The sequence below is a fragment of the Pseudomonas umsongensis genome, assembly GCF_002236105.1.
Taxonomy (GTDB): Bacteria; Pseudomonadota; Gammaproteobacteria; order Pseudomonadales; family Pseudomonadaceae; genus Aquipseudomonas; species Aquipseudomonas umsongensis.
On the sequence record NZ_NIWU01000005.1, the window covers coordinates 418371 to 444794 of the forward strand.

The following is a 26424-nucleotide window of genomic DNA, read 5'->3' on the forward strand; positions in this document are numbered from 1 at the left end:
GCAAATAATTCTCAGTTGGTAATTATTCAAGATTGCTTCTCCCGGGGCAACCCAAGGGTTGCGCAGGGTGCAAAAGCGCACGACCAACCGACGAGTGACGGCATCAATTATCGAGGATCGCCCGCCTGCAAATCGCTACACTGCGCAAGTGGCGCGTGCCAGACGCACGCGCAGCTCGATAAACAGCCGGTTGCAGGAGAGTGGCGTGCTGACGAAACTGGGAATCAAGGGCCGTGTGCTGTTGCTGACGTTGCTGCCGACCAGCCTCATGGCATTGGTCCTGGGCGGCTATTTCACCTGGATGCAGCAATCGGACCTGCAAACCCAACTCCTGCAGCGCGGCGAAATGATCGCCGAGCAACTGGCGCCGCTGGTGGCGCCAGCCATGGGGCACAACAACAACGAAATGCTGGAACGTATCGCCACCCAGTCCCTGGAACAACCGGACGTGCGGGCCGTGACCTTTCTTGCGCCAGACCGCACGCCGCGGGCCCACGCCGGGCCGATCATGCTGACCCAGGCGCCAATGGGCGAAGGCTCGCAGATGCAGCGTCGCAGTGGCAACGAAGCAACGCGTTACCTGCTGCCGGTGTTCGGCAAACACCGCAACCTGGCCGGCGACGTGATCCCCGATGAAGCCGATCGCCTGCTGGGCTGGGTCGAACTCGAACTGTCCCACAACGGCATGCTGCTGCGTGGCTACCGCAGCCTGTTCGCCAGCCTGTTGATGATCGGCGCTGGTCTCGGCGGCGCGGCGCTGCTGGCATTGCGCATGGGCCGAACGATCAATCGGCCGCTGACCCAGATCAAACAAGCCGTGGCGCAACTCAAGGACGGTCATCTGGAAACCCGCCTGCCCCCCCTGGGCAGCCAGGAGCTGGATGAACTGGCCTCCGGCATCAATCGCATGGCCGGCACGCTGCAGAATGCCCAGGAAGAACTGCAACACAGCATCGACCAGGCCACCGAGGACGTGCGCCAGAACCTCGAGACCATCGAGATCCAGAACATCGAACTGGACCTGGCGCGCATGGAGGCGCTGGAGGCGAGTCGGATCAAGTCCGAGTTCCTGGCCAACATGAGCCATGAAATACGCACGCCGCTCAACGGCATCCTCGGCTTCACCCACCTGCTGCAAAAAAGTGAACTGACCCCGCGCCAGCTCGATTACCTGGGCACCATCGAAAAGTCTGCCGACAGCCTGCTGGGAATCATCAACGAGATCCTCGACTTTTCGAAGATCGAGGCGGGCAAGCTGGTGCTCGACCATATTCCGTTCAATTTGCGAGACCTGCTGCAAGACACACTGACCATCCTCGCCCCGGCCGCCCACGCCAAACAGCTGGAGCTGATCAGCCTGGTGTATCGCGATACGCCCCTGTCGCTGGTGGGCGATCCGTTGCGGCTCAAGCAGATCCTGACCAACCTGGTCAGCAATGCGATCAAGTTCACCCGCGAGGGCACCATCGTCGCCCGGGCCATGCTCGAAGAAGAGCACGAAGACAGCGTGCAATTGCGCATCAGCATCCAGGACACCGGCATCGGTCTGTCGAACCAGGACGTGCGCGCGCTGTTCCAGGCCTTCAGCCAGGCCGATAACTCGCTGTCGCGGCAACCCGGTGGCACGGGCCTGGGCCTGGTGATCTCCAAGCGCCTGATCGAACAGATGGGGGGCGAGATTGGCGTCGACAGCACCCCGGGCGAGGGTTCGGAATTCTGGATCAGCCTGAACCTGCCCAAGACCCGCGACGATGCCGAGGACCTGCCGAGTGCGCCGCTGCTCGGACGGCGGGTTGCCGTGCTGGAAAATCATGAGCTGGCACGCCAGGCGTTGCAGCATCAATTGGAAGACTGTGGCCTGGACGTCACCACGTTCAATACCCTGGAAAACCTGACGAACGGCGTCACCGGCGTGCATCAGACCGATCAGGCGATCGAACTCGCGGTGCTGGGCATCACCAGCAACGACATGCCACCGGAACGCCTGAACCAACACATCTGGGACCTCGAGCACCTGGGTTGCAAGGTGCTGGTGCTGTGCCCCACCACGGAGCAGACGCTATTCCACCTGTCGGTGCCCAACCCCCACAGCCAGCTCCAGGCCAAGCCTGCCTGTACCCGCAAGCTGCGGCGCGCGCTGTCCGACCTGGTCAACCCACGGCAGTCGCGCACCGAGTCCAGCGAGCCGCTGTCGAGCCGCGCGCCGAAGGTGCTGTGCGTCGACGACAACCCGGCCAATTTGCTGCTGGTGCAAACCCTGCTCGAAGACATGGGCGCCAAGGTGCTCGCCGTGGAAAGCGGCTACGCAGCGATCAAGGCGGTGCAGAACGAGACATTCGACCTGGTATTGATGGACGTGCAGATGCCCGGCATGGATGGGCGCCAAAGTACCGAAGCGATCCGCCAGTGGGAAAGCGAGCTGCATTGCACGCCGCTGCCGATCGTGGCCCTCACGGCGCATGCCATGGCCAACGAAAAACGCGCATTACTGCAAAGCGGCATGGACGATTACCTGACCAAGCCGATCAGCGAGCGGCAACTGGCGCAAGTGGTACTCAAATGGAGCGGGTTGGCACTGCGCAACCATACGCCCGAGCGTGCAGGCGATGGCCACGCCAGCACCTACGAGTTGCAGGTGCTCGATCACGAAGAAGGCTTGCGCCTGGCCGCCGGCAAGGCCGATCTGGCGGCTGACATGCTGGCAATGCTGCTGGCATCTCTGGAAGCCGACCGCGAAGCCATCCGCCAGGCTCGACAAAGTAACGATCATAACGCCCTGATCGAACGGGTTCATCGCCTGCATGGCGCAACCCGCTATTGCGGAGTTCCGCAATTGCGCGCCGCTTGCCAACGCAGCGAAACCTTGCTCAAGCAGCAAGACCCGAAGGCCTTCGGCGCACTTGAAGATCTCGACCGGGCGATCAATCGCCTGGCCGCCCAGGCGCGCATCAACGCCTGATGCACTTTCCAGGAGGACAGCATGCGCACGATTCTTTTCAGCAGCCAGACCTACGACCGCGACAGCTTTCTCGCCGCCAGCCTGCCACCGGGTATCGAGTTGCACTTCCAATCGGCACGATTGAGCCTCGATACCGTCGCGCTGGCGGAGCACCACGAGGTGGTCTGTGCCTTTATCAACGATGATCTAAGCGCCCCGGTGCTCGAACGCCTGGCTGCGGCGGGTACCCGTCTGATCGCCTTGCGTTCGGCCGGTTTCAACCATGTCGACCTGGCGGCGGCCAAGCGACTGGGGCTGGCGGTCGTGCGCGTCCCGGCCTATTCGCCCCACGCCGTGGCCGAGCATGCGGTAGCCCTGATCCTGGCCCTCAACCGACGCCTGCACCGCGCCTACAACCGCACGCGCGAAGGCGATTTCAGCCTGCACGGGTTGACGGGGTTCGACCTGGTGGGCAAGACCGTCGGCGTGGTCGGCACCGGGCAGATCGGCGCGACTTTTGCGAAAATCATGCATGGCTTCGGTTGCCAGTTGCTGGCCTACGACCCCTTCCCCAATCCGCAGGTCGAAGCGCTGGGCGCCCGCTACCTGAGCTTGCCGCAGCTGCTGGCCGAGTCGCAGATCATCAGCCTGCACTGCCCGCTCAACGAGCAGAGCAAGCACTTGATCAACCACCAATCCCTGGCGCACATGCAGCCTGGCGCCATGTTGATCAACACTGGCCGCGGCGGCCTGGTGGACACCCCGGCACTGATCGATGCCTTGAAGCTTGGCCAACTGGGTTATTTGGGACTGGATGTGTATGAAGAGGAAGCGCAACTGTTTTTCGAAGACCGTTCCGATCTGCCGTTGCAGGACGATGTACTCGCGCGGTTGCTGACCTTCCCCAACGTGATCGTCACGGCACACCAGGCCTTCCTCACCCGCGAAGCCTTGGGCGCTATTGCCGCGACCACCTTGCAGAACATCGCGGCCTGGGCGGCAGGAAACCCGGAGAATCAGGTCGAGGGTGATTGAACCTGATCGAAGGTCATATGCCCGCGCCATGCTGCGCTTATGCCCGTGCTAGCATATCGCGCATATTTGGAGGACCCATGGTCGAACACGATTTCCGCTACACCCTGATGAACCCGCAACACACCCTCACTGAATGCCGCGCCCTGGTGCCGGGACGTTATCAAGTCACCGGCAACGGCGGCTCGATTCGTAATAACGACGTGCTGGTCGTGACCCTCAAGGGCGCCAAGGACCTGTCCATGCGCCTGACCGTCGAAACGGTTCGCCACCTGATCAACCCGCCAGGGCAATGGGTCGCGGTGGCCAGTGGTCCAGTGTTCGGCGAACTGGCGATCCATACCTGGCAGGTGAACTGCGACAGCTGCGCCAAGGAGCTGAGTTTCGAATTCGCCGTTGACGCCAAGCTCGGCAACAAGGCCGAAAAGCCTGCTGCCACCGCGCGGATTGCCGAGTTGGGCTGGACCACCGTTGGCGAGAAACACCTGTGCCCCAAATGCCAGGAGCCTGCGTGATGAAACGCCTCGCCCTGACTGCGATGGCCGGTGCAAGCCTGCTGGGCTGCGCCGCCGAGCCGGTGCAACTGCAGCAAAATCGCAGCTATATCCTGGAGTGGATCGGCGAACGGCCGTTGATGGACTACAGCCACCTGACCATCACCCTGGGTGAAGACGGTCGCGCCTACGGTAGCGGCGGTTGCAACCACTGGTTTGCGCCGTACACACTGGAAGGCGACAAGCTGAGCTTCGGCAAGATCGGCAGCACTCGCAAGCTCTGTGCGCCGGCACTGATGGAGCAGGAAAAACGCTTCCTCCAGGCGCTGGAAAGCGTGCAGCGCTGGGACGTCTCGTCGATCGACCAGATGCGCTTCTGGCCAGCTGAAGGCAAGCCGTTGCGCTGGTGGCTGGAAGAGGGTTGATCTCCTCTACCTGATCGTTCCCACGCAGAGCGTGGGAACGATCAGCAGCCCCGCGATCAGTTTTTAGCCTGCAACGCCTCCAGCTTCGCCACCACCCCCGCCGCCGTCTGCTCGCCCATCAACTGTTCGCGCACCTTGCCCTTGTTATCGATGATGTAGGTCACCGGCAGTGCTTCACTGCGCGGCAATTCGAATAACTCGGAAGGGTCCTGCGCCAGCACGGTGAACTTGATTCCGAGTTTCTCGCTGGCACTTTTCAGCTCTTCGCCCTGCACGTTGTCAAAGTTGACCCCGAACACGCCGATCTTCTTGTCCTTGAGCTGGTCGGCCAACGCGTTCAATTCCGGAATCTCGGTACGGCACGGGCTGCACCATTCTGCCCAATAGTTGATCACCAGCCATTTTCCATCCAGGCGCTCGGCGGCGACCTTCTGTCCGTTTTGATCGATCCCGTAGTCGTTACCGCAGCCCCCCAGCATCAACGCCCCGATAATCGTCAATGCCGCTGCCAGTCGCCTAGTCATGTCGTGTTCCTTGTCAAAAATTGAAAGCGCCTGCGACCCATCGCCCGGCAAGGTTCAGGATTACGCGCTGCCCAGTTAGAATAGCCGCCACCTTACGCAAGATGCGACCCGCTCATGACCGATCTGACGCTTTATCACAACCCGCGCTGCTCGAAATCCCGCGGTGCGCTCGAACTGCTGGAAGCCCGCGGCCTGGCCCCGACGGTGGTCCGCTACCTGGAAACGCCGCTGGACGCCGCGCAAATCCAGAGCCTGCTGGGCAAACTCGGGATCAGTGCACGGCAACTGTTGCGCACCGGCGAAGACGAATACAAGACCCTCGCCCTGGCCGACAGCAGCCTGAGCGAGGCGCAATTGATCGCCGCCATCGCCGCCCATCCGAAACTGATGGAGCGACCGATCCTCGAAGTCGGCGACAAGGCCATCATCGGCCGTCCGCCAGAGCAGATCCTGGAGTTGTTGCCGTGACTGCGCCGTACATTCTGGTGCTGTATTACAGCCGCAGCGGTTCGACCAACGAAATGGCCCGGCAAATTGCCCGCGGTGTCGAACAGGCCGGCCTTGAAGCCCGATTGCGCACGGTACCGGCCATTTCCACCGAGTGCGAAGCCGTCGCGCCGGATATCCCGGATGAAGGCGCGCTCTATGCCAGCCTCGATGACCTGAAGAACTGCGCCGGCCTGGCGCTGGGCAGTCCGACCCGCTTCGGCAACATGGCGGCGCCACTCAAGTACTTTCTCGACGGCACCAGCAACTTGTGGCTGACCGGCGCCCTGGTGGGCAAACCCGCCGGTGTGTTCACCTCCACCGCGAGCCTGCATGGCGGGCAGGAAACCACCCTGCTGTCGATGATGCTGCCGCTGTTGCACCACGGCATGTTGATCACCGGCCTGCCCTACAGCGAGTCGGCATTGCTGGAAACCCAGGGCGGCGGCACGCCGTACGGCGCCAGCCATCACGCCGGGGCCGATGGCAAAAGCGGGCTGGATGCCCATGAAGTTGCACTGTGCCGGGCCTTGGGCATGCGCTTGGCCAAGACAGCTCAGAAACTGGAGGGTTAAGGGTGGCCAAGAAACCGAAGGTCCTGCCCGCTATCGAATGGCTTGAACCACGGGTTCGGGCCATGCGCGTTATCAGCCTGTTGTGTTTTTTCGGCCTGGTGGGGTTGCTGTGCGTTTACTACCTGATGGTCGCTGACCTGCACGGAGCACGGCCGTGGGTGATTTTGCTGGTTGAGCTGGTGCCGTTGTTGCTGCTCGCGCCGGGGATGATAGTCGGCAATGCCCGCGGGCATTCGTGGATGTGCTTTGTGGTGAACCTGTATTTCATCAAGGGCGCATTGGCTGCTTATGACCCGAATCGCCAGATCTTCGGCGTGCTGGAGATGGCCGCGAGTTTGGCGGTGTTCTGTTCGGCACTGTTGTATGTGCGGTGGCGATATCAATTGAACCGCAAATTGGCTGGCGAGGGGGATATTTCCGTCGCCTGATCCGACGCCTTCGCTGGCAAGCCAGCTCCTACAGGTCTGGTGTTTTTGTAGGAGCTGGCTTGCCAGCGAACGGGGCAACTCGGTCCTAATGGTTGACGGTGTAGGCCAGCATCATCGAAATCTGGCTCATCGGCCGCCCGCCACTTTCTTCATGCCACTGGTTGAACACGTCCTGCACCAATGCCAGGTCGCGCAGACTGCTCGGCACCTTGTCGACAATCTGCTGCGCATTCAATGCCGCCACCACGTCATAGCTCGGCACAAACGTATCCTTGCCGACCATGCGCAAGAATCGTGGCGCCGACAAGCCGCCCAATTGATGACCGCGTTTTTTCAGCAAAGTCCACAGTCCGACGATGTCGGTCACCGGCCAATCGGCGATCATCGCCCCGAAGCTGCCCTGCTCATGGGCCACGTCCAGCACGAACTGCGCATTGCGCGGTACGCTCTTGAGCTTGCCCAGATGGCGGATGATCCGCGTGTCCTGCATCAGCCGCTCCAGGTGTTCGGCGCTCATCAGCACGACTTTTTCCGGGTCGAATTTGAAGAACACTTCTTCGAAAGCCGGCCACTTGGCGTCCACCAGGCTGTGCTTGAGCCCGGCGCGGAATACGCGCAGTGCCATGGTCGACAAGTAACGATCGTCGGTGATGTCACGCAGTTGTGCTGCAGTCTTGGGAACGGGCAGATGGGCTTCCAGTTCAGCCGCCGAACCGAAGCGGTTCAAGCAGTATTCGTTCAGCCACTTGTAGTCGCGCATGCCCTCTCCTGAGGATTGAAAAATAAACGGCCCCCCTTGAAACAACACCTGTGGGCGCCAGCAGGCTGGCTCCCATAATCATCGTGTTTAGAGGTTGACCACGTTGACGAAGCGCGAAGCGGCGGATTCGTCGATCTTCAGGCTGGTGAAATCGAACAGGTTGCGGTCCGCCAATTGCGACGGGATCACGTTCTGCAGGCTGCGGAAAATGCTTTCGGTACGGCCCGGGGTCTTGCGCTCCCAGTCCTGCAGCATTTCCTTGACCACTTGGCGCTGCAGGTTTTCCTGGGAGCCGCAGAGGTTGCAAGGGATGATCGGGAATTGCTTGAGGTCCGAGTAGGCCTGGATGTCTTTTTCGTTGCAGTAGGCCAGGGGGCGGATTACCACGTTACGCCCGTCATCGGCACGCAACTTCGGCGGCATGGCCTTCAGCGAGCCGTTGAAGAACATGTTCAGGAAGAACGTTTCGACGATGTCGTCGCGGTGATGCCCCAAAGCCATCTTGGTCGCGCCGATTTCGTCGGCGAAGGTGTAGAGCGTGCCGCGACGCAGGCGTGAGCACAGGGAGCAGGTGGTCTTGCCTTCCGGAATCAGCTCCTTGACCACCGAGTAAGTGTCTTTCTCGACGATGTGATACTCGACACCCAATTCCTTGAGGTAGGCCGGCAGCACATGCTCGGGAAAACCCGGCTGTTTCTGATCCATGTTCACGGCCACGATCTCGAACTTGATCGGCGCGACCTTCTGCAAGTGCATCAGCACATCAAGCATGGTGTAGCTGTCCTTGCCGCCGGACAGGCAGACCATGACCTTGTCCCCGTCTTCAATCATGTTGAAATCGGCGACCGCCTCACCGGCCTGTCGGCGAAGGCGCTTTTGCAGTTTGTTCTGGTTGACCGTAAGAGTGCCCATGACGCGAAATCCGTGAGGTGTGACGAAAGGCCGGCATTTTACGCAAAAACCCTCCAGGGGCGAAGTGCCCCGACGGATCGCCCGCCCTACAGATGCAACAGCGATTACCCCGGCGCTTTACAGCGCAATTTGCTCTAAGCCACACCCCCTGTAGGGTTAAGTCCTTCCTATACTGCGACATAAGGTCGCAATCACATACAGACCTAGTACTTACTTGGCCTCATTGGCCCGTAGGGCGCTCCACTGGGGGGCGACGGTAAAAACAAGAGGAGTGACTGGCATGATCCATCACGTAGTGGGGCTATTTACCCACCCTGACCAAGAATGGAAAGAGATTCGTGGCGATCAGGAAGAAAGTATCAGCCACATGTACCTGACCCATACGCTGATCCTGGCGGCGATACCTGCGGTATCGGCATTCATCGGGACCACACAGGTGGGCTGGGTCATCGGCAATCGCCCCCCGGTAATGCTGACCGTGGAAAGCGCACTATGGATGACAGTCATGTCGTACCTGGCGATGCTCGGCGGAGTGGCGGTGATGGGCGCGTTCATCCACTGGATGGCCCGCACCTATGACGCCAATCCGAGCCTCGCACGCTGCATTGCGTTCGCAACCTATACCGCTACTCCGCTGTTCATCGGCGGCCTCGCGGCCTTGTACCCCCACTTGTGGCTGGGGATGATCGTCGGCACGGCGGCCATCTGCTACACGGTGTACCTGCTGTATGTGGGATTGCCAACATTCATGAACATTCCATCTGACGAGGGCTTTCTGTTTTCAAGTTCGGTGCTCGCCGTAGGCCTGGTGGTGCTGGTCGCCATCATGGCGTTTACCGTGATTGTCTGGGGACTCGGCGTGGGGCCGGTCTATACCAATTAACAGCTCACCACAAAAAAATCAGATCTGCCGACACAGGCCGCCGCAAGGCGGCCTTTTAATGCCCAGGCACAAAGAGTCCGAAGACCATTCGGCACCTCGCAGATTCGCAAGGCCCCTGGCTTGCGGCATACTCGACCGCTCTGGAGATCCATCAAGCATGCCCGAGCAACTCAATAACCGCGTCGAAGACTGTTTCCAACAAGCCGAATCCTTTTTCAAACGACCTTTCAAGCGCCCCGTGGTGAGTTTTAAGCTGCGTGGGCAAAAAGCCGGTGTCGCGCACTTGCACGAGAACCTGCTGCGCTTCAATCCGCAGTTGTACCGTGAAAATACCGAAGACTTTCTCAAGCAGACAGTCGCTCACGAGGTCGCGCACCTGATCGCCCATCAATTGTTCGGCGACCGCATCCAGCCCCATGGCGAAGAGTGGCAACTGATCATGCGCGGCGTTTACGAATTGCCGCCCAACCGCTGCCACACCTACGACGTCAAGCGCCGCAGCGTGACCCGCTACATCTACAAGTGCCCGTGCGCCGACAGCGATTTCCCGTTCTCGGCGCAACGTCACGGCCTGGTGCGCCAAGGGCGGCGCTATTTGTGTCGGCGGTGTCGCAACACCTTGGTATTCAGTGGCGAAATGCGGGTTGAGTAACAGGATTTTCAGTGTCTGCGCCGGCCTCTTCGCGGGCAAGCCCGCTCCCACAGGGAATTTTCGCTCCAGCTCAAATCCGATGTGGGAGCGGGCTTGCTCGCGAAGGCGGACTGGCAGGCGCTAAAGAATTACCTTGGCACGTCGCAACTCGGCAATCCGTTCAGCAGTGAACCCCAGCTCTCCCAACACCTGATCCGTATGCTGCCCCAGCGCCGCGCCAATATGCCTGGGCTCTGGCAACCCGCCTGAAAACTTCAACGGGCACGCCATCTGCGCCTGACTCGCCCCATCACCCCGTGGTACTTGTGTCACCAGCTCCCGCGCCTGCAACTGCGGATGCCGCACCGCCTCACCCAGGCTCAGTACCGGCTCGACACAAGCGTCCAGTTCGGCGAACAGCGCACACAGCTCGGCAAAATCATGCTTTTCGAACTCAGTCTTCAGCGCATCCTTGAGTTTGCGTTGCTGTGCAGGTTGCGCAGATAGCCCCAGGCTGGCCCACTCCTCCAGCCCCAGCGCCGCACACAACTGTTTCATGAACCCCGGTTCCAGGCTGCCCACAGACAGCCAACGCCCATCCCGGGAACGATAATAGTCATAGAAGCTGCCGCCATTGAGCATCTGGTCTTCCCGATCAGGCTCGACACCACAAGCCAGGTACCCGGCGCCCGCCATGGCATTCAAGCTGAACACGCAGTCGGTCATGCTCACGTCCAGGTGCTGACCCTGTCCGGTTTGCTGTCGAGCGATCACGGCGGCCAGCAGGCCGATGACCCCGTGCAGCGAACCACCGGCAATGTCTGCCACCTGCATGCCCAACGGCAGCGGCCCACTGTCAGCGCGACCGCTGTAGCTCGAAAGCCCGGCCAGCGCCAGGTAATTGATGTCATGGCCGGCACGGTCCTTATAGGGGCCGGTTTGGCCGTAACCAGTGATCGATACATAGATCAGTCCTGGTTTGATCGCCTTCAGAGCCTCATAACCCAGACCCAAGCGTTCCATGACGCCGGGGCGGAACTGCTCAAGCACGATGTCGTAGTCCTGCAACAATTGCCTGATCACTTCCATCGCTTCGGGCTGCTTGAGATCCAGAGCCAGGCTGCGTTTGTTGCGATTGAGGTAGGCATGGCTGGCCGATACACCTTGATCGTGCGGCGGCAGCTCGCGCAGCAGGTCCATGCGGGCCGGCGATTCGATGCGCAGCACCTCGGCGCCCATGTCCGCCAGCAATAGCGAAGCGAACGGCCCCGGCAGCAGTGTCGAGAAATCCAGAACCTTGAGTGATGCCAGTGGACCGAGCATGAGCGTTCTCCCTGGATGATTCCCCAGCCTAGGCAGCCAAGCGCTTTGCAGCAATCACCTTATGCGCCAAACGCAATGACCGTTGTGCTCAAATCCCGGGCAAGAAAAAACCCGCCGAAGCGGGTTTTTCATGACAACAAGGCTTACCGGGCGTTAGTCGGGGTAGCCCCTTCGACGTGGCCCAGAACATCGTCTTTAGGCTCGTCGGCAATCCCGCGGCCGCCCGAGGCCAGCTCTGCCTGCAGCACGTCGGTGTCCAGTTCCTTGACCCATTTGGCCACAACGATGGTGGCAACGGCGTTACCGACCAGGTTGGTCAATGCACGGGCTTCGGACATGAAACGGTCGATACCCAGGATCAGCGCCAGACCGGCAACCGGCAGGTGGCCTACGGCGGACAGGGTGGCCGCCAGTACGATGAAGCCCGAACCGGTCACGCCTGCAGCGCCTTTGGAAGACAGCAGCAACACCACCAGCAAGGTGATCTGGTGCGTGATGTCCATGTGGGTGTCGGTGGCCTGGGCAATGAACACGGCTGCCATGGTCAGGTAGATCGCAGTACCGTCGAGGTTGAACGAGTAGCCGGTCGGGATCACCAGGCCAACCACGGATTTCTGCGCCCCCAGACGCTCCATCTTGATCAGCATGCGCGGCAGCACCGACTCCGAAGAGGACGTACCCAGCACGATCAGCAGCTCTTCACGGATGTAGCGGATCAGTTTCAACACGCTGAAACCGTGAGCGCGGGCGATACCGCCCAGCACGATCAGGATGAACAGCAGGCAGGTGATGTAGAAGCAGGCCATCAACTGACCCAGTTGCACCAGCGAGCCGACACCGTAGGCACCGATGGTGAAAGCCATGGCACCGAAGGCACCGATTGGCGCGAGCTTCATGATCATGTTGATGATGTTGAACATCACGTGGGCGAAGCGATCGATGAAGTCCAGCAGCGGCTTGCCGTAGGCACCCAGGCGATGCAGGGCGAAACCGAAGATCACCGAGAACATCAGCACTTGCAGAATGTCACCGGTGGCGAACGCACCGACGATGGTGGATGGGATCACGTTGAGCAGGAAGCCGACGACGCTTTGATCCGCACCGGCCGAGACATAGGCAGCCACTTTGGAGGCATCCAGCGTGGACACGTCGATGTGCATGCCGGCGCCCGGCTGGACTATGTTGACCACTACCAGTCCGACCAGCAAGGCGATGGTCGAAACGATTTCGAAGTACAGCAGTGCGTAACCGCCGGTCTTGCCGACCGACTTCATGTCCTGCATGCCAGCGATACCGCTGACCACGGTGCAGAAAATGATCGGCGCGATGATCATCTTGATCAGCTTGATGAACCCGTCACCCAGCGGTTTTACGGCCACACCGAGCTGTGGATAGTAGTGACCGAGCAAAATACCGATGACAATTGCAACGATCACCTGGAAATACAGGGATTTGTACAGTGGCTGACGAGTCGTCATTGCAAAGTTCCTCAAGAGTGCGCGGCGTCAACATCCATCTGTTGCCCACCCCACCTCAATGGCGAACCCTCCTGCACTGGAGGGATTTGTTTTTTCGAGCTGCGCGACGGCAGGCATCTGCTGGTTCCATCGCAAGGCCCGTGCCACCTTGTACGAAAAGTCTGTAAGCCTTGTGACAACAAGGGCTGCAGGTTTTTCCGGGGTCACGCACGACGTTTGCGCGATGGCGGATTTCCGCCCGCTCGTCGAATCACACCCCGGCAATCTGGCGGATATCCGCCTTGTTCATGGGTATGAAGCGCGGCTACCATCCGTCGTTCAATGGACGGACTTGCCTGCTATGCGCGAACGCACCATCGCCAGTCATTTCGCCCGCGCCGTTCTCGGTGGGGCGCAACGGCGTGGCTACGATTATTCAGGACTGCTGCAGCAATTGGGGATCAGCCCCGAATTGCTCGACGAGCCTCGAGCGCGCATTCCTCCGGAACAATTCACCCGCCTGATCCAGGGACTTTGGCTGGCATTGGACGATGAGTACCTGGGTTTCGGGCAAGGTGTCAGCAAGCCAGGCAGCTTCGCGATGATGTGTCATGCCGTTATCCATTGCCGCAATCTGGATAAGGCACTGCATCGCGGATTAATGTTTTACAGCCTATTCCCGGACGCCCCGCGCCTGACGCTGGCGCGCGAAGACGAAATGATTCGACTGAGCCTGGATGACTCACACCTCTGGGACCCGGAACATTTCCTCACCGAGAGTCTATTGGTGATCTGGCATCGCTTCGCCAGCTGGTTGATCGGCCAGCGTATTCGGCTGGAGCACGCCACGTTCAGCTATCCGCGACCGGAACATGGTGCCGAATACGAGTTGTTGTTCTCGTGCCCGCTCGAGTTTTCGGCACAACAGAGCAGCCTGCTGTTTCACAGCCGCTACTTGGACATGCCACTGCTGCAAGACGAACGCACGCTCAAGCAGTTCCTTGAACGCTCGCCTGCCGATCTGTTATCACGCCCCGATGACGGCCACAGCCTGAGTAGCCAGTTGCGACGCTTGCTCAGTCGCGACCGGTCACCCTGGCCGGATCTGGAGGCCGTGGCTGCGCACCTGCATATCAGCCCGCAAACGCTACGCCGGCATCTGCGTGAAGAAAACACCAGTTTTCAGGAACTGAAGGACCAACTACGCCGCGACATCGCCATATATCACCTGGGCCGCAACGACTTGCCATTGCAACAGATCGCTGAGCAATTGGGATTTTCCGAACCGTCAGCGTTTCATAGGGCATTCAAGAAGTGGACTGGTCTGACGCCAGGTGCTTATCGAGCCCGGGATTTGTAGTAGCCGGCTTGCTGGCGATAGCGTCTGTACGATCGCCATCGCCAGCAAGCCGGCGCCTACAGCATCACGCCGGCGGAAACTGAATACGGAAAGCCGCACCGCCCAGGGGCGAGTCACCCAGGGTAAGTCTTGCGCTATAGCTTTCGATGATGTCCTTGACCACCGCCAGGCCAATACCCTGCCCCGGATGCTGTCGGTCCAGGCGCTCACCGCGCTGCAGGATCCGTGTGCGCTGATCGAGCGGGACGCCTGGACCATCGTCTTCTACACATATCTCGATTCCGTTAAGGACGCGCACGCTGACGCGCACCTCGCTCAGGCACAGTCGATAAGCGTTCTCCAGCAGATTGCCCAACATTTCCAGCAAGGCGCCCTGCTCGATAGGGACCAGACACGGCTCCGGCAAATCGAAAGTTACTTGAACCTGTTTGTCGCGATAGACCTTGTCCAGTGTGTCGCAAAGGCTCTGCAACACCGGTTGCAGGCGCACCTGATGACGCACCAGACCGCTTTTGCGCAGGCTGGCTCGTTGCAGTTGATAACTGATCTGCTGGCTCATGCGCTCAATCTGGGCCTGCAGCACCCAGGCCTGCTCCCGGTCCTCAGGGCGTTGCGCCATGCCTTCGCTGACACCCTGCAATACCGCCAGTGGGGTTTTCAAGCTATGGGCCAAGTCGTCGAGTGAATCGCGATAACGGCTACGCTGTTCGCGCTCGCTGAACAGCAGACGGTTGAGAGAGCCAGTCAGGCGCAGCAGTTCACGCGGGTGCTGTTCACTCAGGCTTTCACGGGTTCCGCTTTCGATCTCATCCAGTTCCTGGCTCAGCCGGCGCAATGCCTGCAACCCCCAGGTCAAGCCGACCCAAAGCAACGCCAGAAGCACCAGTAACGCCGCGCCGAAACCCAAGTACAGGTTGTCTCGCAGGCCGCCGAGCGTGGCGTCGTATTCACGCGCCGGTTGCAACGCGACAAAGCTGAACGCCGCACTTTTGCCACCGAGGAGTTTGACCTCGACGTCATAGACGAAAAATTCCTGGCCATTGTCCTGGCGAATCCTGGCAAATTCATTACCGCGCCCGTCGTAACGCGGCTTGTAATTGATATTCGCGTCAAGGGTGTCCTTCGAACGCCACACCAATTGGCCCTCGCGGCTGTAGATGTAACCGAGCAAATTGCCATCAGCCAGGTTGAAGCGCTCATCGGGCAACTGTTCCGGCATCAGCAAGCGGTTGTTCTCAACCCGTGCGGCGGAGATCAACGTGGTGACGTCCGACGCCAATCGCTGCTCGATGGCATCCTGCAGTGCCAGGCTGAATGCTCCCTGCATCGCCGGCAACAATGCCAGCATGAACAATACCGCCAGGATCGTGGCGGCGAGCATCAGGCGAACGCGAAGAGAACCGATCAAGTGCAACGCTCGGTGAACAGATAGCCCAGCCCACGCACCGTATCAATTGGCTTGAAACCGGAGGTACCTTCGAGTTTGCGACGCAGCCGGCCAACCAGCACTTCAATCACGTTCGGATCGCGGTCGTCATCATCGGGATAAAGCTGCTCCATCAAACGATCCTTGGGCACCACCTGCTGGTGGTGGCGCATCAAGTACTCGAGTATCCGGTATTCATACGCGGTCAACGCCAGGGGTTGCTCATCAAGGGTCGCCTGCTTGCGATTGAGGTCCAGCAGCAGCGGCCCGGCAACGATCGTTGACTGGGTAAACCCGCTGGAGCGACGCAACAATGCATTTAGCCGAGCTTCCAGTTCTTCAAACTGGAAGGGCTTGACCACATAGTCGTCGGCACCGGCAGCAAGACCTTCCACCTTGTCCTCCCAGTTACCACGTGCTGTGAGGATCAGGATCGGAAAGGTCTTGCCCTGCGAGCGCAACTGACGGATCAGATCCAGCCCGCCCATGCCCGGCAACCCGAGATCAATCACCGCCAGGTCATGATTGAACTGCCCTGTCTGGTACAGCGCATCAACGGCGTTGGCCACGGACTCGACCACATGGCCGCTATCCGTCAGGCGGGTTTGCAGGTGATGACGCAACAGCGCTTCATCCTCGACGACCAGCAGTTTCATCTCGCTCTCCCAGGCAAATCAAATACTCCAGAGGCACGATTGACGGACCTCCATGGTTGACGGGCCGCGCCGGATCAATCTCCTGGATTGACCCGGCGCGGCGGTCACACTCGCTTTTCAGAAAGCGTAGTTGGCTGAAAGGTAGGTCTGTGCGCTGCTGGTCAAGCTCAGCGAACCTTGTTTGCTACCACCTCGCTCACTCATTTCGGTGCTGGCGTTACTGCGCAGGTAACGGTACCCCAGCTCAACAGAAGTGTTTTGCGAAACCTGTTGCAGAATGCCTGCCTGTGCACCGATGGCGTAACCGATGTTGCTGTCGCGACTGAAGCCTGGTGATTCCTGGGTCATTTTGGTCAATCCGGCCGAGGCTCCGCCGAACAGCCTGGTATCAGTACCCAGCGGATGGAACAGGTCGAAGCTGCCCAGCAGGTTTTCCTGACGCAGTTTAATGCCATTGTGCGAGCCCGACACGTTATCGTAAGTGGCGTAGTAGCGGCCTTGGCTGTTTTGCTGGCCTACACGCAAGCCCCAAGTGTTGTCCTTGCCAATCACGCCGTCGGCGTTCGGCCTATTCAGGTTATCGTTCAAGGCGTGGGATTTTTTGATCTTGTCGCTGGTCTGCCCATAAGTGAGGCTGGCGAAACTGTCGTTGGAAGCGATCGCTGCGGTGCTAGCGCCGAAGACGGTGAATGCCAGCAGCAGTTTTTTGAATCCAGTCATGGGTGAAGCTCCTCAAGAGTTAGCGTTGTTTTGGCTACGAGGCAAGATTAACCACGCGGCCCTGAACCCACCCTGAACACCCGCTTAACCTGAGCTGAACCATATCCACCCAGATGTTTCGAGGTTTTTCTTGCAGGAGACCGACCATGCGCATGCTCTTCGCCCTCTTCTTACTCGCCGCCAGCGGGCTGGCCCAGGCCGCCATCAAGACTCAGGAAATCCCGTACCAAAGTCCCGACGGCACACGGATGATTGGCTACTACGCCTTTGATGACGCAATAGAAGGTCCGCGTCCCGGTGTCGTGGTGGTACATGAATTCTGGGGGTTGAACGACTACGCCAAGCGTCGCGCCCGCGACCTCGCCGGTCTGGGCTACAGCGCCCTGGCCATCGATATGTATGGCGACGGCAAGAATACCGAGCATCCCAAGGACGCAATGGCCTTCATGCAGGCCGTGCAAAGGGACAACGCAATTGCCAGTGCGCGGTTTCAGGCGGGACTCGAATTGCTCAAGCGACAGGCGCAAACCGATCCGAAAAAGCTTGCCGCCATTGGCTACTGCTTCGGTGGCGGCGTGGTGCTCAATGCCGCTCGCCAGGGTGTTCCTCTGGCGGGTGTCGTGAGTTTCCATGGCGCGCTGGCGACCAATACCCCTGCGACACCAGGCAGCGTCAAGGCGAAAGTCCTCGTCGAACACGGCGCCCAGGACAGCCTGGTCACACCGCAAAACGTCGCGGCCTTCAAGGCCGAGATGGACCAGGCCGGCGCTGACTACCAGTTTGTCAGCCTCGACGGCGCCAAGCACGGTTTCAGCAACCCCGATGCTGATCGCTTGAGCCATGGCGATCATGGCGGGCCGGATATTGGCTACAACAAAGTGGCGGATGAAAAATCGTGGGCGGATATGCAGGCATTTTTCAAGAAGATCTTTAGCATGTAGATCCCGTATTGAGGGGCTTTTGTGGCAAGCACTACCCAGCATCAAGGCAACCCGGCAAAATGCCCGACATGAATTCCGTCCCTGCCCTGCCCGTTTGCTGCACGCCCCTCGATGCCCATTGGCCGCTGCCGTTGGTGCTGCCCGACGTAGTGCTGCTGAGTACCCACTTCGATACTTCGCAACTGCACAGCGATGACTTCCAGCTCAGCGCTATCGAGGCGCCCGCGAGCATTCAGCGCTCGGTCGCCAAACGCCAGGCAGAATTTCTCGCCGGGCGAATCTGCGCCCGCGCAGCCCTGCATCAATTGGAAGGCCTGAACTTCAGCCCGGCCATCGGTGATGACCGGGCACCTGTGTGGCCTGCGCACATCACCGGTTCGATCACCCACAGCACCGGTCGGGCCGCGGCGATTGTCGCCAGGAAAACCCATTGGCGAGGGTTGGGGATGGACCTGGAAAACCTGCTCAATGCCGAACGTGCCGAACGCCTGGCCGGGGAAATCCTCACTCCGCCGGAAATGCAGCGCATGGCCGCTGGGCGTCGTGATCAACTGGCGTTGCTGGTCACCCTGACTTTTTCAGTGAAAGAGAGCCTGTTCAAGGCGCTTTACCCGATCGTCCAACAACGCTTCTACTTCGAACACGCCGAGGTGCTGGAGTGGAGCGAATCAGGTGAAGTGCGGTTGCGGTTGTTGACCGACCTGTCCGGCGAGTGGCGCAACGGTACCGAGTTCGAGGCACAGTTCGGGGTCAAGGATGGGCAGTTGTTGAGTCTGGTCAGCATCAAGGCCTGAAGACTTCTGCAGCTTGTATGGGGCTCTTCGCGGGCAAGCCTCGCTCCTACGGCTCTACGTCGATCACAACATGAGGTTCGACAAAAAACCGCTCACCGCCTCTCCTGATTCCTCGGCCAGCTCAAGCTGAAACACGCGCCGCCCAGGCTTTTGCTCTTGCCAATCAACGCCCGGCCGTCGTGCCAATGGATGATCCGCCGCACGATCGACAATCCCAACCCATGGCCGCCCGAGGCCCGGGTCCGGCTGTCGTCGAGTCGCAGGAATGGTGTGAAAATTTTCTCCCAGGCCATTTCCGGAACGCCCGGCCCGTCATCTTCGACATCCACCCGACAGCGCTGTTGCCCCACCTGATAACTGATGGTGACCCGCGAATGGGCATGGCGCATGGCATTGCTCACCAGATTCTGCAGCGCCCGGTGCAGGTAGCGCGGCTCCGCCTCGACCCACGCGTCGTCACAGTCGGCGGCCGACAGGCACAATCCTCGTTGCACCGTGACGTCGGCGCGCAAGGGCGCCAGCTCCTCGATCACCTGATTGACCAAGGCGTCCAGGTCGATACGCTGGAAATTCAGTGCCGGCGAGCCCTGCTCCAACCGCGCGTAAGTCAGCATCTCGTCGACCAGGCGGTCGAGGTCCTCGATATCGTGGTCCATGCCTTCGCAGTATTTTTCCAGGGCTTGCGGTGTCTTGGCCGATCCGATCATTTCCAGGCCAAAGCGCAGGCGCGCCACCGGCGTACGCAACTCGTGGGACACGGCACGTACCAGCTCGCGCTGTATGGCCAGCAGTTGTTGCAGATGCTCGGCCATGCCGTTGAACGCCGACGCCAGTCGCCCCACCGAGTCCGCGCCCCGCGTCGGCACACGGGTTTCCAGACTGCCCTTGGCGATCCGCGTGGCCGCCGCTTCCAGCCCGCGCAGACGGCGCTCCAGTTGCCGCACCAGCAGGTAGACGATCAGGCCGATCAGGCTCAGCCCCAGTGCGGCAATCAGCACCAGCCACTCGGGTGGATACGGATTCATCTGGTACAACGGGCCGATTTCCAGCACCCACGGCGTGCCAACCATACCGGCGAACACCCGGATCGAATCGCCCTCCTTGCCCAGCGCCATCACGGTGTCGCCCTCGGACACCCGACGGCTCTGGTCTTCGTCCATGTCGGCTTCCTGGACCGTGACCAGACGCAAATCGAAGCCAAACCCCTTGTCCTTTTTCAATTGCGCCAGGCGCACCGGCTGCTCGCCCACGGGGTAGCGCACCAGCTCGTCCGCCAGGAGGTAAATCGTCGCCCGGGCGAGTTGTTCGCTGATCTGCTGGACATCCCCCGTAAGCACAAGCTGTTCCTGGTCACTGACCAGTCGATAGACTCGGGCCGCATGCGGGCCGGTCTTCTCCACCAGGGCCTGGCCACGCAAGACGCGGGTGCGCTGGGTGAGGTCGAGATCGGTTTGGGCAAAGGTTTTCAGCGCCAGCGGAATCCCCAGCAGTCGCTCCCACACCAGCAACGCCCGCTGGCGCTCGGTCTGGTTCATCGGCTGCAGGTTATCGGCCATCAGCGAAAAGGTGCCGTGGGCCAGTCGTTCCCGGTACTGCTCGCCGCGCACCTGGTTGAGCATGTGCAAGGCCAGCACGCCAAGTACCGCCACCAATATCAGCGCGGCACACATGCCGCCGTAGATACGCAGGAAGATCGAGTTCACGGGGTTGGGTCTACGCAAGCCTCGGGGACAAACAGATAACCTTTGCTGCGCACGGTCTTGATCAGTCGCGGATGGTCCGGGTCATCGCCAATCTTGGGGCGGATGCGCGAGATGCGCACGTCGATGGAACGGTCCTGGCCGTCATAGCCAATGCCGCGCAACGCGGTGAAGATTTCTTCCCGGGACAGGATGCGTCCGGCGTTGGCAACCAGCAGCCAGAGCAAGTCGAATTCGGCGCTGGTCAGTTCGATGCCGCTGTCGTGCAGCCAGGCTTCGCGCAATGCATTGTCCACCACCAGCGGGCCGAATTGCAGGCGTCGTTGTTTTTCCGGGGTCACCTCCGGCGCCTCGCTGCGTCGCAGCAATGCCTGGATGCGCGCCAACAGCAAGCGCGGGCGCACCGGCTTGCACACATAGTCGTCGGCGCCCAGGTCGAGGCCGAGGATCTGGTCGGTGTCGTCGGTGCGAGCGGTGAGCATCAGGATCGGACCGTCATAACGGTCACGAACCTTGCGGCAAATGCTCAGGCCATCTTCGCCTGGCAGCATCAGGTCGAGAATGACCAGGTCCGGTTGTTCCTTGATGATGCGGTTCGCGGCCAGCGCACCATTGCCTTCGATCGATACACGCAGGCCATTGGCTTGCAGGTAATCGCGTGTCAGTTCGGCCAGACGTTGATCGTCCTCCACAATCAATACCTGCCAGGCTTCTTGTTCCACCGGTGACCTCTACTTGCCAGAACGCTCATAAGGAAGGATCCGCCCGTCTTTTTGTAATGATAGGGGTGGATAAATTGGGTACACGCCGACCGATTGTATAAACGTCGCCCACCCAGAACACAAGCCGGCATATACGTTCGGACAACAGAGTTTTTTGTGATAGGGTTCGCGCCCTTAAAAATCCGCTCGGGCGTTTTCGCGGCTTGAAAATCGATGAAAAAAAGCCGGGTCCAGCAGCGTCGCGGCCTGCACGCCGATTCCTTTCACAACACACAATTTACGCACAGGTTTATCCACAGGTAGTACGTTGCAATCACCCCCCAAAACGCATTATCTTGTAGCCCAGCGTAAAAAAAACCCTAGATGTAGGGTTTTTCGTAAAATACCAAACACAAACCGGATACCAAATTCAAGCGCTTTTATTGCCTCTTTCCGGTTGAACCAAACGTAATTTCCAAAGCCCAAAACCGCGCGCGCGGATGGCTACTGTATTTCGGCCCATGGGGTGAAAAACGGTACGGGTGTTGCAGTGCAACTGCCACCTCCCAACTGTCATCTCAAAGGACCAAGGTCTCAGGCCCAAGGCGTGAGACCAAAGACTTCGGCATGGAAGCGGCGCCCAATAGCCCTCTTCCTACTGTCCCGAAGTTGTTATGCCCGGCCTTGGCCGGTTGTAGTGCTTCAGGACGGAACGGTGGGCACCGAGATGGTGCCCAATCAAACATAGAGAATGTGGAGACACCCCCCGATGCAAACCGACACAACTCGCGAGAAACCGCAGGGCACCTTGCCGCAGGCCGCTGATTCGAATTCGGATCTGTCCGCCACCGCGCCGGGCCAGCTGCGTGTGATCAAGCGTAACGGCACTGTCGTTCCTTATACCGATGACAAGATCACCGTCGCCATCACCAAAGCGTTTCTCGCAGTTGAGGGTGGCACCGCTGCCGCTTCGTCGCGCATCCACGATACCGTGGCGCGCCTGACCGAACAGGTCACTGCCACCTTCAAGCGTCGCATGCCATCGGGCGGCACCATCCACATCGAAGAAATCCAGGACCAGGTCGAACTGGCCCTGATGCGTGCCGGCGAGCAAAAAGTCGCTCGCGACTACGTGATCTACCGTGACGCGCGTTCCAAGGAACGCGCCGCCCACGCTCCTGCCGAAGAAGCGGTCAACGCTCACCCGTCGATCCGCATCACCCGCGCAGACGGTAGCCTGGCGCCGCTGGACATGGGCCGCCTGAACACCATCGTTACCGAAGCGTGCGAAGGCCTGGAAGAAGTCGACGGCGACCTGATCCAGCGTGAAACCCTGAAAAACCTGTACGACGGCGTGGCCCTGACCGACGTCAACACCGCCCTGGTGATGACCGCCCGTACCCTGGTCGAGCGTGAGCCGAACTACTCGTTCGTGACCGCGCGCCTGCTGATGGACACCCTGCGTGCCGAAGGCCTGGGCTTCCTCGGTGTTGCCGAAAGCGCGACCCACCACGAGATGGTCGACCTTTATGCCAAGGCCCTGCCTGCCTACATTGCCAAAGGTATCGAATTCGAATTGCTGAACCCGGTCCTGGCCGACTTCGACCTGGAAAAACTCGGCAAGGCGATCAACCACGAACGCGACCAGCAGTTCACCTACCTGGGCCTGCAAACCCTGTACGACCGTTACTTCATCCACAAGGATGGCGTGCGTTTCGAACTGCCGCAGATCTTCTTCATGCGCGTGGCCATGGGCCTGGCGATCGAAGAGAAACAGAAAGAAGACCGTGCGATCGAGTTCTACAACCTGTTGTCGTCCTTCGACTACATGTCGTCGACTCCGACCCTGTTCAACGCCGGTACCCTGCGTCCACAGCTGTCCAGCTGCTACCTGACTACCGTGCCGGATGACCTTTCGGGCATCTACCACGCGATCCACGACAACGCCATGCTGTCGAAATTCGCTGGCGGCCTGGGCAACGACTGGACCCCGGTTCGTGCGCTGGGTTCGTACATCAAGGGCACCAACGGCAAGTCCCAGGGCGTGGTGCCGTTCTTGAAAGTAGTGAACGACACCGCCGTCGCCGTGAACCAGGGTGGCAAGCGCAAAGGCGCTGTCTGTGCCTACCTGGAAACCTGGCACATGGACATTGAAGAGTTCATCGAGCTGCGCAAGAACACCGGTGATGATCGTCGTCGTACCCACGACATGAACACCGCCAACTGGATCCCTGACCTGTTCATGAAGCGCGTCTTTGATGACGGCAAGTGGACCCTGTTCTCGCCGTCCGAAGTGCCGGACCTGCACGACCTGACCGGCAAGGCCTTCGAAGAGCGCTACGAGTACTACGAAGCCCTGACCGAGTACCCAGGCAAGGTCAAGCTGTTCAAGACCATCCAGGCCAAAGACCTGTGGCGCAAGATGCTGTCCATGCTGTTTGAAACCGGCCACCCATGGCTGACCTTCAAGGACCCGTGCAACCTGCGCAGCCCGCAGCAGCACGTCGGCGTGGTCCACAGCTCGAACCTGTGCACCGAGATCACCTTGAACACCAACAAGGACGAGATCGCCGTTTGCAACCTGGGCTCGATCAACCTGCCGAACCACATCGTGGGCGGCAAGCTGGACACCGCCAAGCTGCAACGCACCGTGAACACCGCCGTTCGCATGCTCGACAACGTGATCGACATCAACTACTACTCGGTGCCGCAAGCGAAGAACTCCAACTTCAAGCACCGTCCGGTCGGCCTGGGCATCATGGGCTTCCAGGACGCGCTGTACCTGCAGCACATCCCTTACGGTTCCGACGCTGCCGTCGAGTTCGCCGACAAGTCGATGGAAGCGGTCAGCTACTACGCGATCCAGGCTTCCTGCGACCTGGCTGACGAGCGTGGCGCCTACGAGACGTTCCAGGGTTCGCTGTGGTCCAAGGGCATCCTGCCACTGGATTCGCAACAGATTCTGATCGAGCAGCGCGGCCAGAAGTACATCGATGTCGACCTGAACGAAACCCTGGATTGGGCACCGGTTCGCGCCCGTGTTCAGAAAGGCATCCGTAACTCGAACATCATGGCCATCGCACCGACCGCGACCATCGCCAACATCACTGGCGTTTCGCAGTCGATCGAACCGACCTACCAGAACCTGTATGTGAAGTCGAACCTGTCGGGCGAGTTCACCGTGATCAACCCGTACCTGGTTCGCGACCTGAAGGCTCGCGGCTTGTGGGACTCGGTCATGATCAACGACCTGAAGTACTACGACGGTTCGGTGCAGCAGATCGAGCGCATCCCGCAAGAACTCAAGGAGCTCTATGCAACCGCGTTCGAAGTGGACACCAAGTGGATCGTCGATGCGGCCAGCCGTCGTCAGAAGTGGATCGACCAGGCTCAATCGCTGAACCTGTACATCGCTGGCGCTTCGGGCAAGAAGCTGGACGTGACCTACCGCATGGCCTGGTACCGTGGTCTGAAAACCACCTACTACCTCCGTGCCCTGGCCGCGACCAGCACCGAGAAGTCGACCATCAACACCGGCAAGCTCAACGCTGTTTCCAGCGGTGGCAACCACGGTGACGACTCGGTCCTGGCAGCACCTGCCGGACCTGCTCCAGTGCCAAAGGCTTGCGCGATTGACGAGCCGGATTGCGAAGCTTGCCAATAAGCTGAGCCGGTAACACCAAACCCCCGACAGGCCCCTGGTTTGTCGGGGGTTTTCTTTTGCCCACGTAAAAGATCGCAGCCTCGCTTCGCTCGTCAGCTCCTACATTGAAAATGCGATCCCTGTAGGAGCTGACGAGCGAAGCGAGGCTGCGATCTTTTGATCTACAAAAAAGCCCCTCTTGCGAGGGGCTCCTTGTGCAGCGCTTTGAGCTATTCCACATCAGGCCATTTGAATGATGGTCTGCATGATGGTGCTCTGGGTAGAGATGGTCTTGGCGTTCGCCTGGTAATTGCTCTGCGCCTTGATCAAATCGACCAGCTCATTGGTCACGTTGACGTTGGACTCTTCCAGGGAGTTGGAGCGGATCGTACCCAGCGAGCCGGTTTCCGGCGCGTCGTAGCCCGGGATACCCGACGCGTAGGTTTCTTTCCAGCTGGTACCGCCGACTGCCTGCAGGCCTTGTTCGTTGGTGAAGCTGGCCAGCGCCAGTTGGCCAATCGGCTTGGTCTGATAGTTACTGAAGTTGGCCAACAGCACGCCGCTGCCGTCGATGGTCAGGTTGGTGATCTGACCCGTGGCATAACCGTTCTGCACGGGAATAGAGCGCGCGGTATCGGCGTTGAACTGAGTCGTGCTACCCATGGCAATCGTCAGGCCAGCCGGATCGGCGGCTGCACCATTGGCCGTCCAGACACCATCCTTGACTTTGCCCGGGGTCCAATTGGTGATTTTCAGCTCATTACTGATCACCGGCGCAGGCGCTGGAACGGTTGGAGGCACGGTGGGTGGAACCGGCGTACTGACCGACACCAGCTTGCCCGAAGTGTCGAAGGTCATGGTCGAAGCGATTGGCGGTGTCGCAGCATCAGTCGGGTCGCTGCCGTCCGGATTGCGATCATCGATCAGGGTGTAGGTGTCCCAGGTGTTCGGCCCGGTCTTGACCATGTATTGATCCATGGTGTGCTGGTTGCCCTGAGTATCGAAAACCGGCGTACTGAACTGCTTGGTAAAGGTTTCCGATTTGCTAGGATCGAACTTGTTGGTTGCCACTGCCTGATCGATCACGGGAGACGTCGAGTTCAGGTTGATCGTCGACGACACCGTGGTGGTGGATTTTGGCGCCAGGTTGGAGGTGTCGATGCGCAGGTCGGTCAATACGCCGTTGACAATCTTGCCATTGTTATCAACACCATAGCCCTGCAGGCGCGAGGTGCCATCGCTGTTGGTGACGTAGCCTTCCTTGTCGACCTTGAACGTGCCCGCGCGGGTATAGGACAACGAGCCGCTGTTGTTCAGTACGAAGAAGCCTGAGCCATTGATGCCCATGTCCAGCACATTACCGGTGGCGCTGATATCGCCCTGGGTGAATTGCTGGGAAACGTTGGCCAGACGCACGCCGCTGCCGACGACCTTGCTGCCCGTACCCAGTTTGGTCGCCGAGTACACGTCTTCGAATTCTGCGCGCGACGACTTGAAGCCGGTGGTTGCAACGTTGGCGATGTTGTTACCGGTGACGTCCAATTGCTTACTGGCGGCATATAGACCGCTAAGGCCGACGTTGAAAGACATATTCCACTCCTTTTGTGCCGCGTAA

General features: G+C 59.9%; 24 protein-coding genes. 13 read left to right on the forward strand and 11 right to left on the reverse strand.

Translation table 11 applies throughout. From position 1 onward, the window contains the following. The first annotated feature begins 205 nt into the window (after positions 1–205). The 4 genes from PSUM_RS24180 (at position 206) to PSUM_RS24195 (ending at position 4889) form a co-directional block, all read left to right on the forward strand. Complete coding sequence (locus tag PSUM_RS24180) at positions 206–2959, forward strand: response regulator (protein ID WP_083349658.1); 2754 nt, start codon at positions 206–208, stop codon at positions 2957–2959. A 21-nt stretch (positions 2960–2980) separates the two neighbouring features. Continuing rightward, on the forward strand, positions 2981–3973 hold the full coding sequence (locus PSUM_RS24185; protein WP_083349659.1) for a 2-hydroxyacid dehydrogenase: 993 nt from the start codon (positions 2981–2983) through the stop codon (positions 3971–3973). 77 nt (positions 3974–4050) lie between these two features. Continuing rightward, positions 4051–4485, forward strand: a complete 435-nt coding sequence (locus tag PSUM_RS24190; protein WP_020799714.1) for a hypothetical protein — start codon at positions 4051–4053, stop codon at positions 4483–4485. Then, positions 4485–4889, forward strand: coding sequence for an META domain-containing protein (locus PSUM_RS24195; protein ID WP_020799715.1), 405 nt, complete (start codon positions 4485–4487; stop codon positions 4887–4889). The genes PSUM_RS24190 and PSUM_RS24195 overlap by 1 nt, the downstream gene beginning before the upstream one ends. A 56-nt stretch (positions 4890–4945) precedes the next feature. Here PSUM_RS24195 and PSUM_RS24200 read toward each other — a convergent pair whose 3' ends face one another. Beyond that, complete coding sequence (locus PSUM_RS24200) at positions 4946–5413, reverse strand: TlpA disulfide reductase family protein (RefSeq protein ID WP_020800625.1); 468 nt, start codon at positions 5411–5413, stop codon at positions 4946–4948. Between the two features lie 114 nt (positions 5414–5527). Between PSUM_RS24200 and arsC the strand changes: the two genes are divergently transcribed. From arsC to PSUM_RS24215, 3 genes are read left to right on the forward strand one after another with little or no spacing between them, the layout of a single operon-like run. After that, complete coding sequence (gene arsC, locus PSUM_RS24205; RefSeq protein WP_083349660.1) at positions 5528–5881, forward strand: arsenate reductase (glutaredoxin); 354 nt, start codon at positions 5528–5530, stop codon at positions 5879–5881. Beyond that, positions 5878–6474: an NAD(P)H:quinone oxidoreductase gene (wrbA, locus tag PSUM_RS24210; protein ID WP_020800624.1), complete on the forward strand. Its 597-nt coding sequence runs from the start codon at positions 5878–5880 to the stop codon at positions 6472–6474. The genes arsC and wrbA overlap by 4 nt, the downstream gene beginning before the upstream one ends. 2 nt (positions 6475–6476) lie before the next feature. Then, positions 6477–6902: a DUF2069 domain-containing protein gene (locus PSUM_RS24215; RefSeq protein WP_083349661.1), complete on the forward strand. Its 426-nt coding sequence runs from the start codon at positions 6477–6479 to the stop codon at positions 6900–6902. 85 nt (positions 6903–6987) lie between these two features. Here PSUM_RS24215 and PSUM_RS24220 read toward each other — a convergent pair whose 3' ends face one another. Both PSUM_RS24220 and ttcA read right to left on the reverse strand, forming a co-directional pair. After that, entirely contained in the window at positions 6988–7662 is a 675-nt protein-coding gene (locus tag PSUM_RS24220; RefSeq protein ID WP_020800622.1) for a DNA-3-methyladenine glycosylase I, read from the reverse strand. An 87-nt stretch (positions 7663–7749) separates the two neighbouring features. After that, entirely contained in the window at positions 7750–8574 is an 825-nt protein-coding gene (gene ttcA, locus PSUM_RS24225) for a tRNA 2-thiocytidine(32) synthetase TtcA (RefSeq protein WP_020800621.1), read from the reverse strand. 280 nt (positions 8575–8854) lie between these two features. Between ttcA and PSUM_RS24230 the strand changes: the two genes are divergently transcribed. Together PSUM_RS24230 and PSUM_RS24235 are read left to right on the forward strand one after the other, a co-directional pair. After that, positions 8855–9457, forward strand: a complete 603-nt coding sequence (locus tag PSUM_RS24230) for a Yip1 family protein (RefSeq protein WP_020800620.1) — start codon at positions 8855–8857, stop codon at positions 9455–9457. Positions 9458–9614: 157 nt separating this feature from the next. Further along, on the forward strand, positions 9615–10109 hold the full coding sequence (locus tag PSUM_RS24235; RefSeq protein WP_033040846.1) for a SprT family zinc-dependent metalloprotease: 495 nt from the start codon (positions 9615–9617) through the stop codon (positions 10107–10109). Positions 10110–10229: 120 nt separating this feature from the next. On the opposite strand, the gene PSUM_RS24240 is transcribed toward PSUM_RS24235, so the two are convergent. Beyond that, positions 10230–11411, reverse strand: coding sequence for a CaiB/BaiF CoA transferase family protein (locus PSUM_RS24240; RefSeq protein ID WP_033040849.1), 1182 nt, complete (start codon positions 11409–11411; stop codon positions 10230–10232). A gap of 143 nt (positions 11412–11554) precedes the next feature. Continuing rightward, entirely contained in the window at positions 11555–12889 is a 1335-nt protein-coding gene (locus PSUM_RS24245; protein WP_020800617.1) for a dicarboxylate/amino acid:cation symporter, read from the reverse strand. A gap of 340 nt (positions 12890–13229) precedes the next feature. On the opposite strand from PSUM_RS24245, the gene PSUM_RS24250 reads away from it, so the two are divergent. Further along, positions 13230–14228 (forward strand): AraC family transcriptional regulator, encoded by a 999-nt coding sequence (locus tag PSUM_RS24250; RefSeq protein WP_033039061.1) that lies wholly within the window; start codon positions 13230–13232, stop codon positions 14226–14228. Between the two features lie 64 nt (positions 14229–14292). On the opposite strand, the gene PSUM_RS24255 is transcribed toward PSUM_RS24250, so the two are convergent. The 3 genes from PSUM_RS24255 to PSUM_RS24265 all read right to left on the reverse strand — a co-directional run bounded on the left by PSUM_RS24255 (position 14293) and on the right by PSUM_RS24265 (position 17030). Then, positions 14293–15636 (reverse strand): ATP-binding protein, encoded by a 1344-nt coding sequence (locus PSUM_RS24255; protein WP_083349662.1) that lies wholly within the window; start codon positions 15634–15636, stop codon positions 14293–14295. Then, positions 15633–16310: a response regulator transcription factor gene (locus PSUM_RS24260; RefSeq protein ID WP_020800614.1), complete on the reverse strand. Its 678-nt coding sequence runs from the start codon at positions 16308–16310 to the stop codon at positions 15633–15635. Before PSUM_RS24260 ends, PSUM_RS24255 begins: the two co-directional genes overlap by 4 nt. A gap of 117 nt (positions 16311–16427) precedes the next feature. Then, on the reverse strand, positions 16428–17030 hold the full coding sequence (locus PSUM_RS24265; protein WP_020800613.1) for a hypothetical protein: 603 nt from the start codon (positions 17028–17030) through the stop codon (positions 16428–16430). 146 nt (positions 17031–17176) lie between these two features. Between PSUM_RS24265 and PSUM_RS24270 the strand changes: the two genes are divergently transcribed. Both PSUM_RS24270 and PSUM_RS24275 read left to right on the forward strand, forming a co-directional pair. Further along, entirely contained in the window at positions 17177–17971 is a 795-nt protein-coding gene (locus tag PSUM_RS24270) for a dienelactone hydrolase family protein (protein WP_083349663.1), read from the forward strand. 68 nt (positions 17972–18039) lie between these two features. Then, positions 18040–18765 (forward strand): 4'-phosphopantetheinyl transferase family protein, encoded by a 726-nt coding sequence (locus PSUM_RS24275; protein ID WP_197677864.1) that lies wholly within the window; start codon positions 18040–18042, stop codon positions 18763–18765. A 92-nt stretch (positions 18766–18857) separates the two neighbouring features. Here PSUM_RS24275 and PSUM_RS24280 read toward each other — a convergent pair whose 3' ends face one another. Next, the gene (locus PSUM_RS24280) at positions 18858–20468 is read right to left on the reverse strand and encodes an ATP-binding protein (RefSeq protein WP_020800610.1); all 1611 of its coding nucleotides are present in this window, start codon (positions 20466–20468) and stop codon (positions 18858–18860) included. After that, positions 20465–21187, reverse strand: a complete 723-nt coding sequence (locus PSUM_RS24285) for a winged helix-turn-helix domain-containing protein (RefSeq protein WP_020800609.1) — start codon at positions 21185–21187, stop codon at positions 20465–20467. The genes PSUM_RS24280 and PSUM_RS24285 overlap by 4 nt, the downstream gene beginning before the upstream one ends. 748 nt (positions 21188–21935) lie before the next feature. Here PSUM_RS24285 and PSUM_RS24290 point away from each other — a divergent pair. Then, positions 21936–24830, forward strand: coding sequence for a ribonucleoside-diphosphate reductase subunit alpha (locus PSUM_RS24290; protein ID WP_083349665.1), 2895 nt, complete (start codon positions 21936–21938; stop codon positions 24828–24830). 219 nt (positions 24831–25049) lie between these two features. Here PSUM_RS24290 and flgE read toward each other — a convergent pair whose 3' ends face one another. Continuing rightward, the gene (gene flgE, locus PSUM_RS24295; RefSeq protein ID WP_083349666.1) at positions 25050–26399 is read right to left on the reverse strand and encodes a flagellar hook protein FlgE; all 1350 of its coding nucleotides are present in this window, start codon (positions 26397–26399) and stop codon (positions 25050–25052) included. Positions 26400–26424 lie beyond the last annotated feature (25 nt).

What these genes read in the sequence shown, in the direction of transcription:
- PSUM_RS24185 (WP_083349659.1), top strand. Translation starts at nt 2,981, where the DNA reads ATGCGCACGATTCTTTTCAGCAGCCAGACCTACGACCGCGACAGCTTT.
- PSUM_RS24190 (WP_020799714.1), top strand. Translation starts at nt 4,051, where the DNA reads ATGGTCGAACACGATTTCCGCTACACCCTGATGAACCCGCAACACACC.
- PSUM_RS24195 (WP_020799715.1), top strand. Translation starts at nt 4,485, where the DNA reads ATGAAACGCCTCGCCCTGACTGCGATGGCCGGTGCAAGCCTGCTGGGC.
- PSUM_RS24200 (WP_020800625.1), bottom strand. Translation starts at nt 5,413, where the DNA reads ATGACTAGGCGACTGGCAGCGGCATTGACGATTATCGGGGCGTTGATG.
- arsC (WP_083349660.1), top strand. Translation starts at nt 5,528, where the DNA reads ATGACCGATCTGACGCTTTATCACAACCCGCGCTGCTCGAAATCCCGC.
- PSUM_RS24220 (WP_020800622.1), bottom strand. Translation starts at nt 7,662, where the DNA reads ATGCGCGACTACAAGTGGCTGAACGAATACTGCTTGAACCGCTTCGGT.
- ttcA (WP_020800621.1), bottom strand. Translation starts at nt 8,574, where the DNA reads ATGGGCACTCTTACGGTCAACCAGAACAAACTGCAAAAGCGCCTTCGC.
- PSUM_RS24230 (WP_020800620.1), top strand. Translation starts at nt 8,855, where the DNA reads ATGATCCATCACGTAGTGGGGCTATTTACCCACCCTGACCAAGAATGG.
- PSUM_RS24235 (WP_033040846.1), top strand. Translation starts at nt 9,615, where the DNA reads ATGCCCGAGCAACTCAATAACCGCGTCGAAGACTGTTTCCAACAAGCC.
- PSUM_RS24240 (WP_033040849.1), bottom strand. Translation starts at nt 11,411, where the DNA reads ATGCTCGGTCCACTGGCATCACTCAAGGTTCTGGATTTCTCGACACTG.
- PSUM_RS24245 (WP_020800617.1), bottom strand. Translation starts at nt 12,889, where the DNA reads ATGACGACTCGTCAGCCACTGTACAAATCCCTGTATTTCCAGGTGATC.
- PSUM_RS24250 (WP_033039061.1), top strand. Translation starts at nt 13,230, where the DNA reads ATGCGCGAACGCACCATCGCCAGTCATTTCGCCCGCGCCGTTCTCGGT.
- PSUM_RS24260 (WP_020800614.1), bottom strand. Translation starts at nt 16,310, where the DNA reads ATGAAACTGCTGGTCGTCGAGGATGAAGCGCTGTTGCGTCATCACCTG.
- PSUM_RS24265 (WP_020800613.1), bottom strand. Translation starts at nt 17,030, where the DNA reads ATGACTGGATTCAAAAAACTGCTGCTGGCATTCACCGTCTTCGGCGCT.
- PSUM_RS24270 (WP_083349663.1), top strand. Translation starts at nt 17,177, where the DNA reads ATGCGCATGCTCTTCGCCCTCTTCTTACTCGCCGCCAGCGGGCTGGCC.
- PSUM_RS24275 (WP_197677864.1), top strand. Translation starts at nt 18,040, where the DNA reads ATGAATTCCGTCCCTGCCCTGCCCGTTTGCTGCACGCCCCTCGATGCC.
- PSUM_RS24290 (WP_083349665.1), top strand. Translation starts at nt 21,936, where the DNA reads ATGCAAACCGACACAACTCGCGAGAAACCGCAGGGCACCTTGCCGCAG.
- flgE (WP_083349666.1), bottom strand. Translation starts at nt 26,399, where the DNA reads ATGTCTTTCAACGTCGGCCTTAGCGGTCTATATGCCGCCAGTAAGCAA.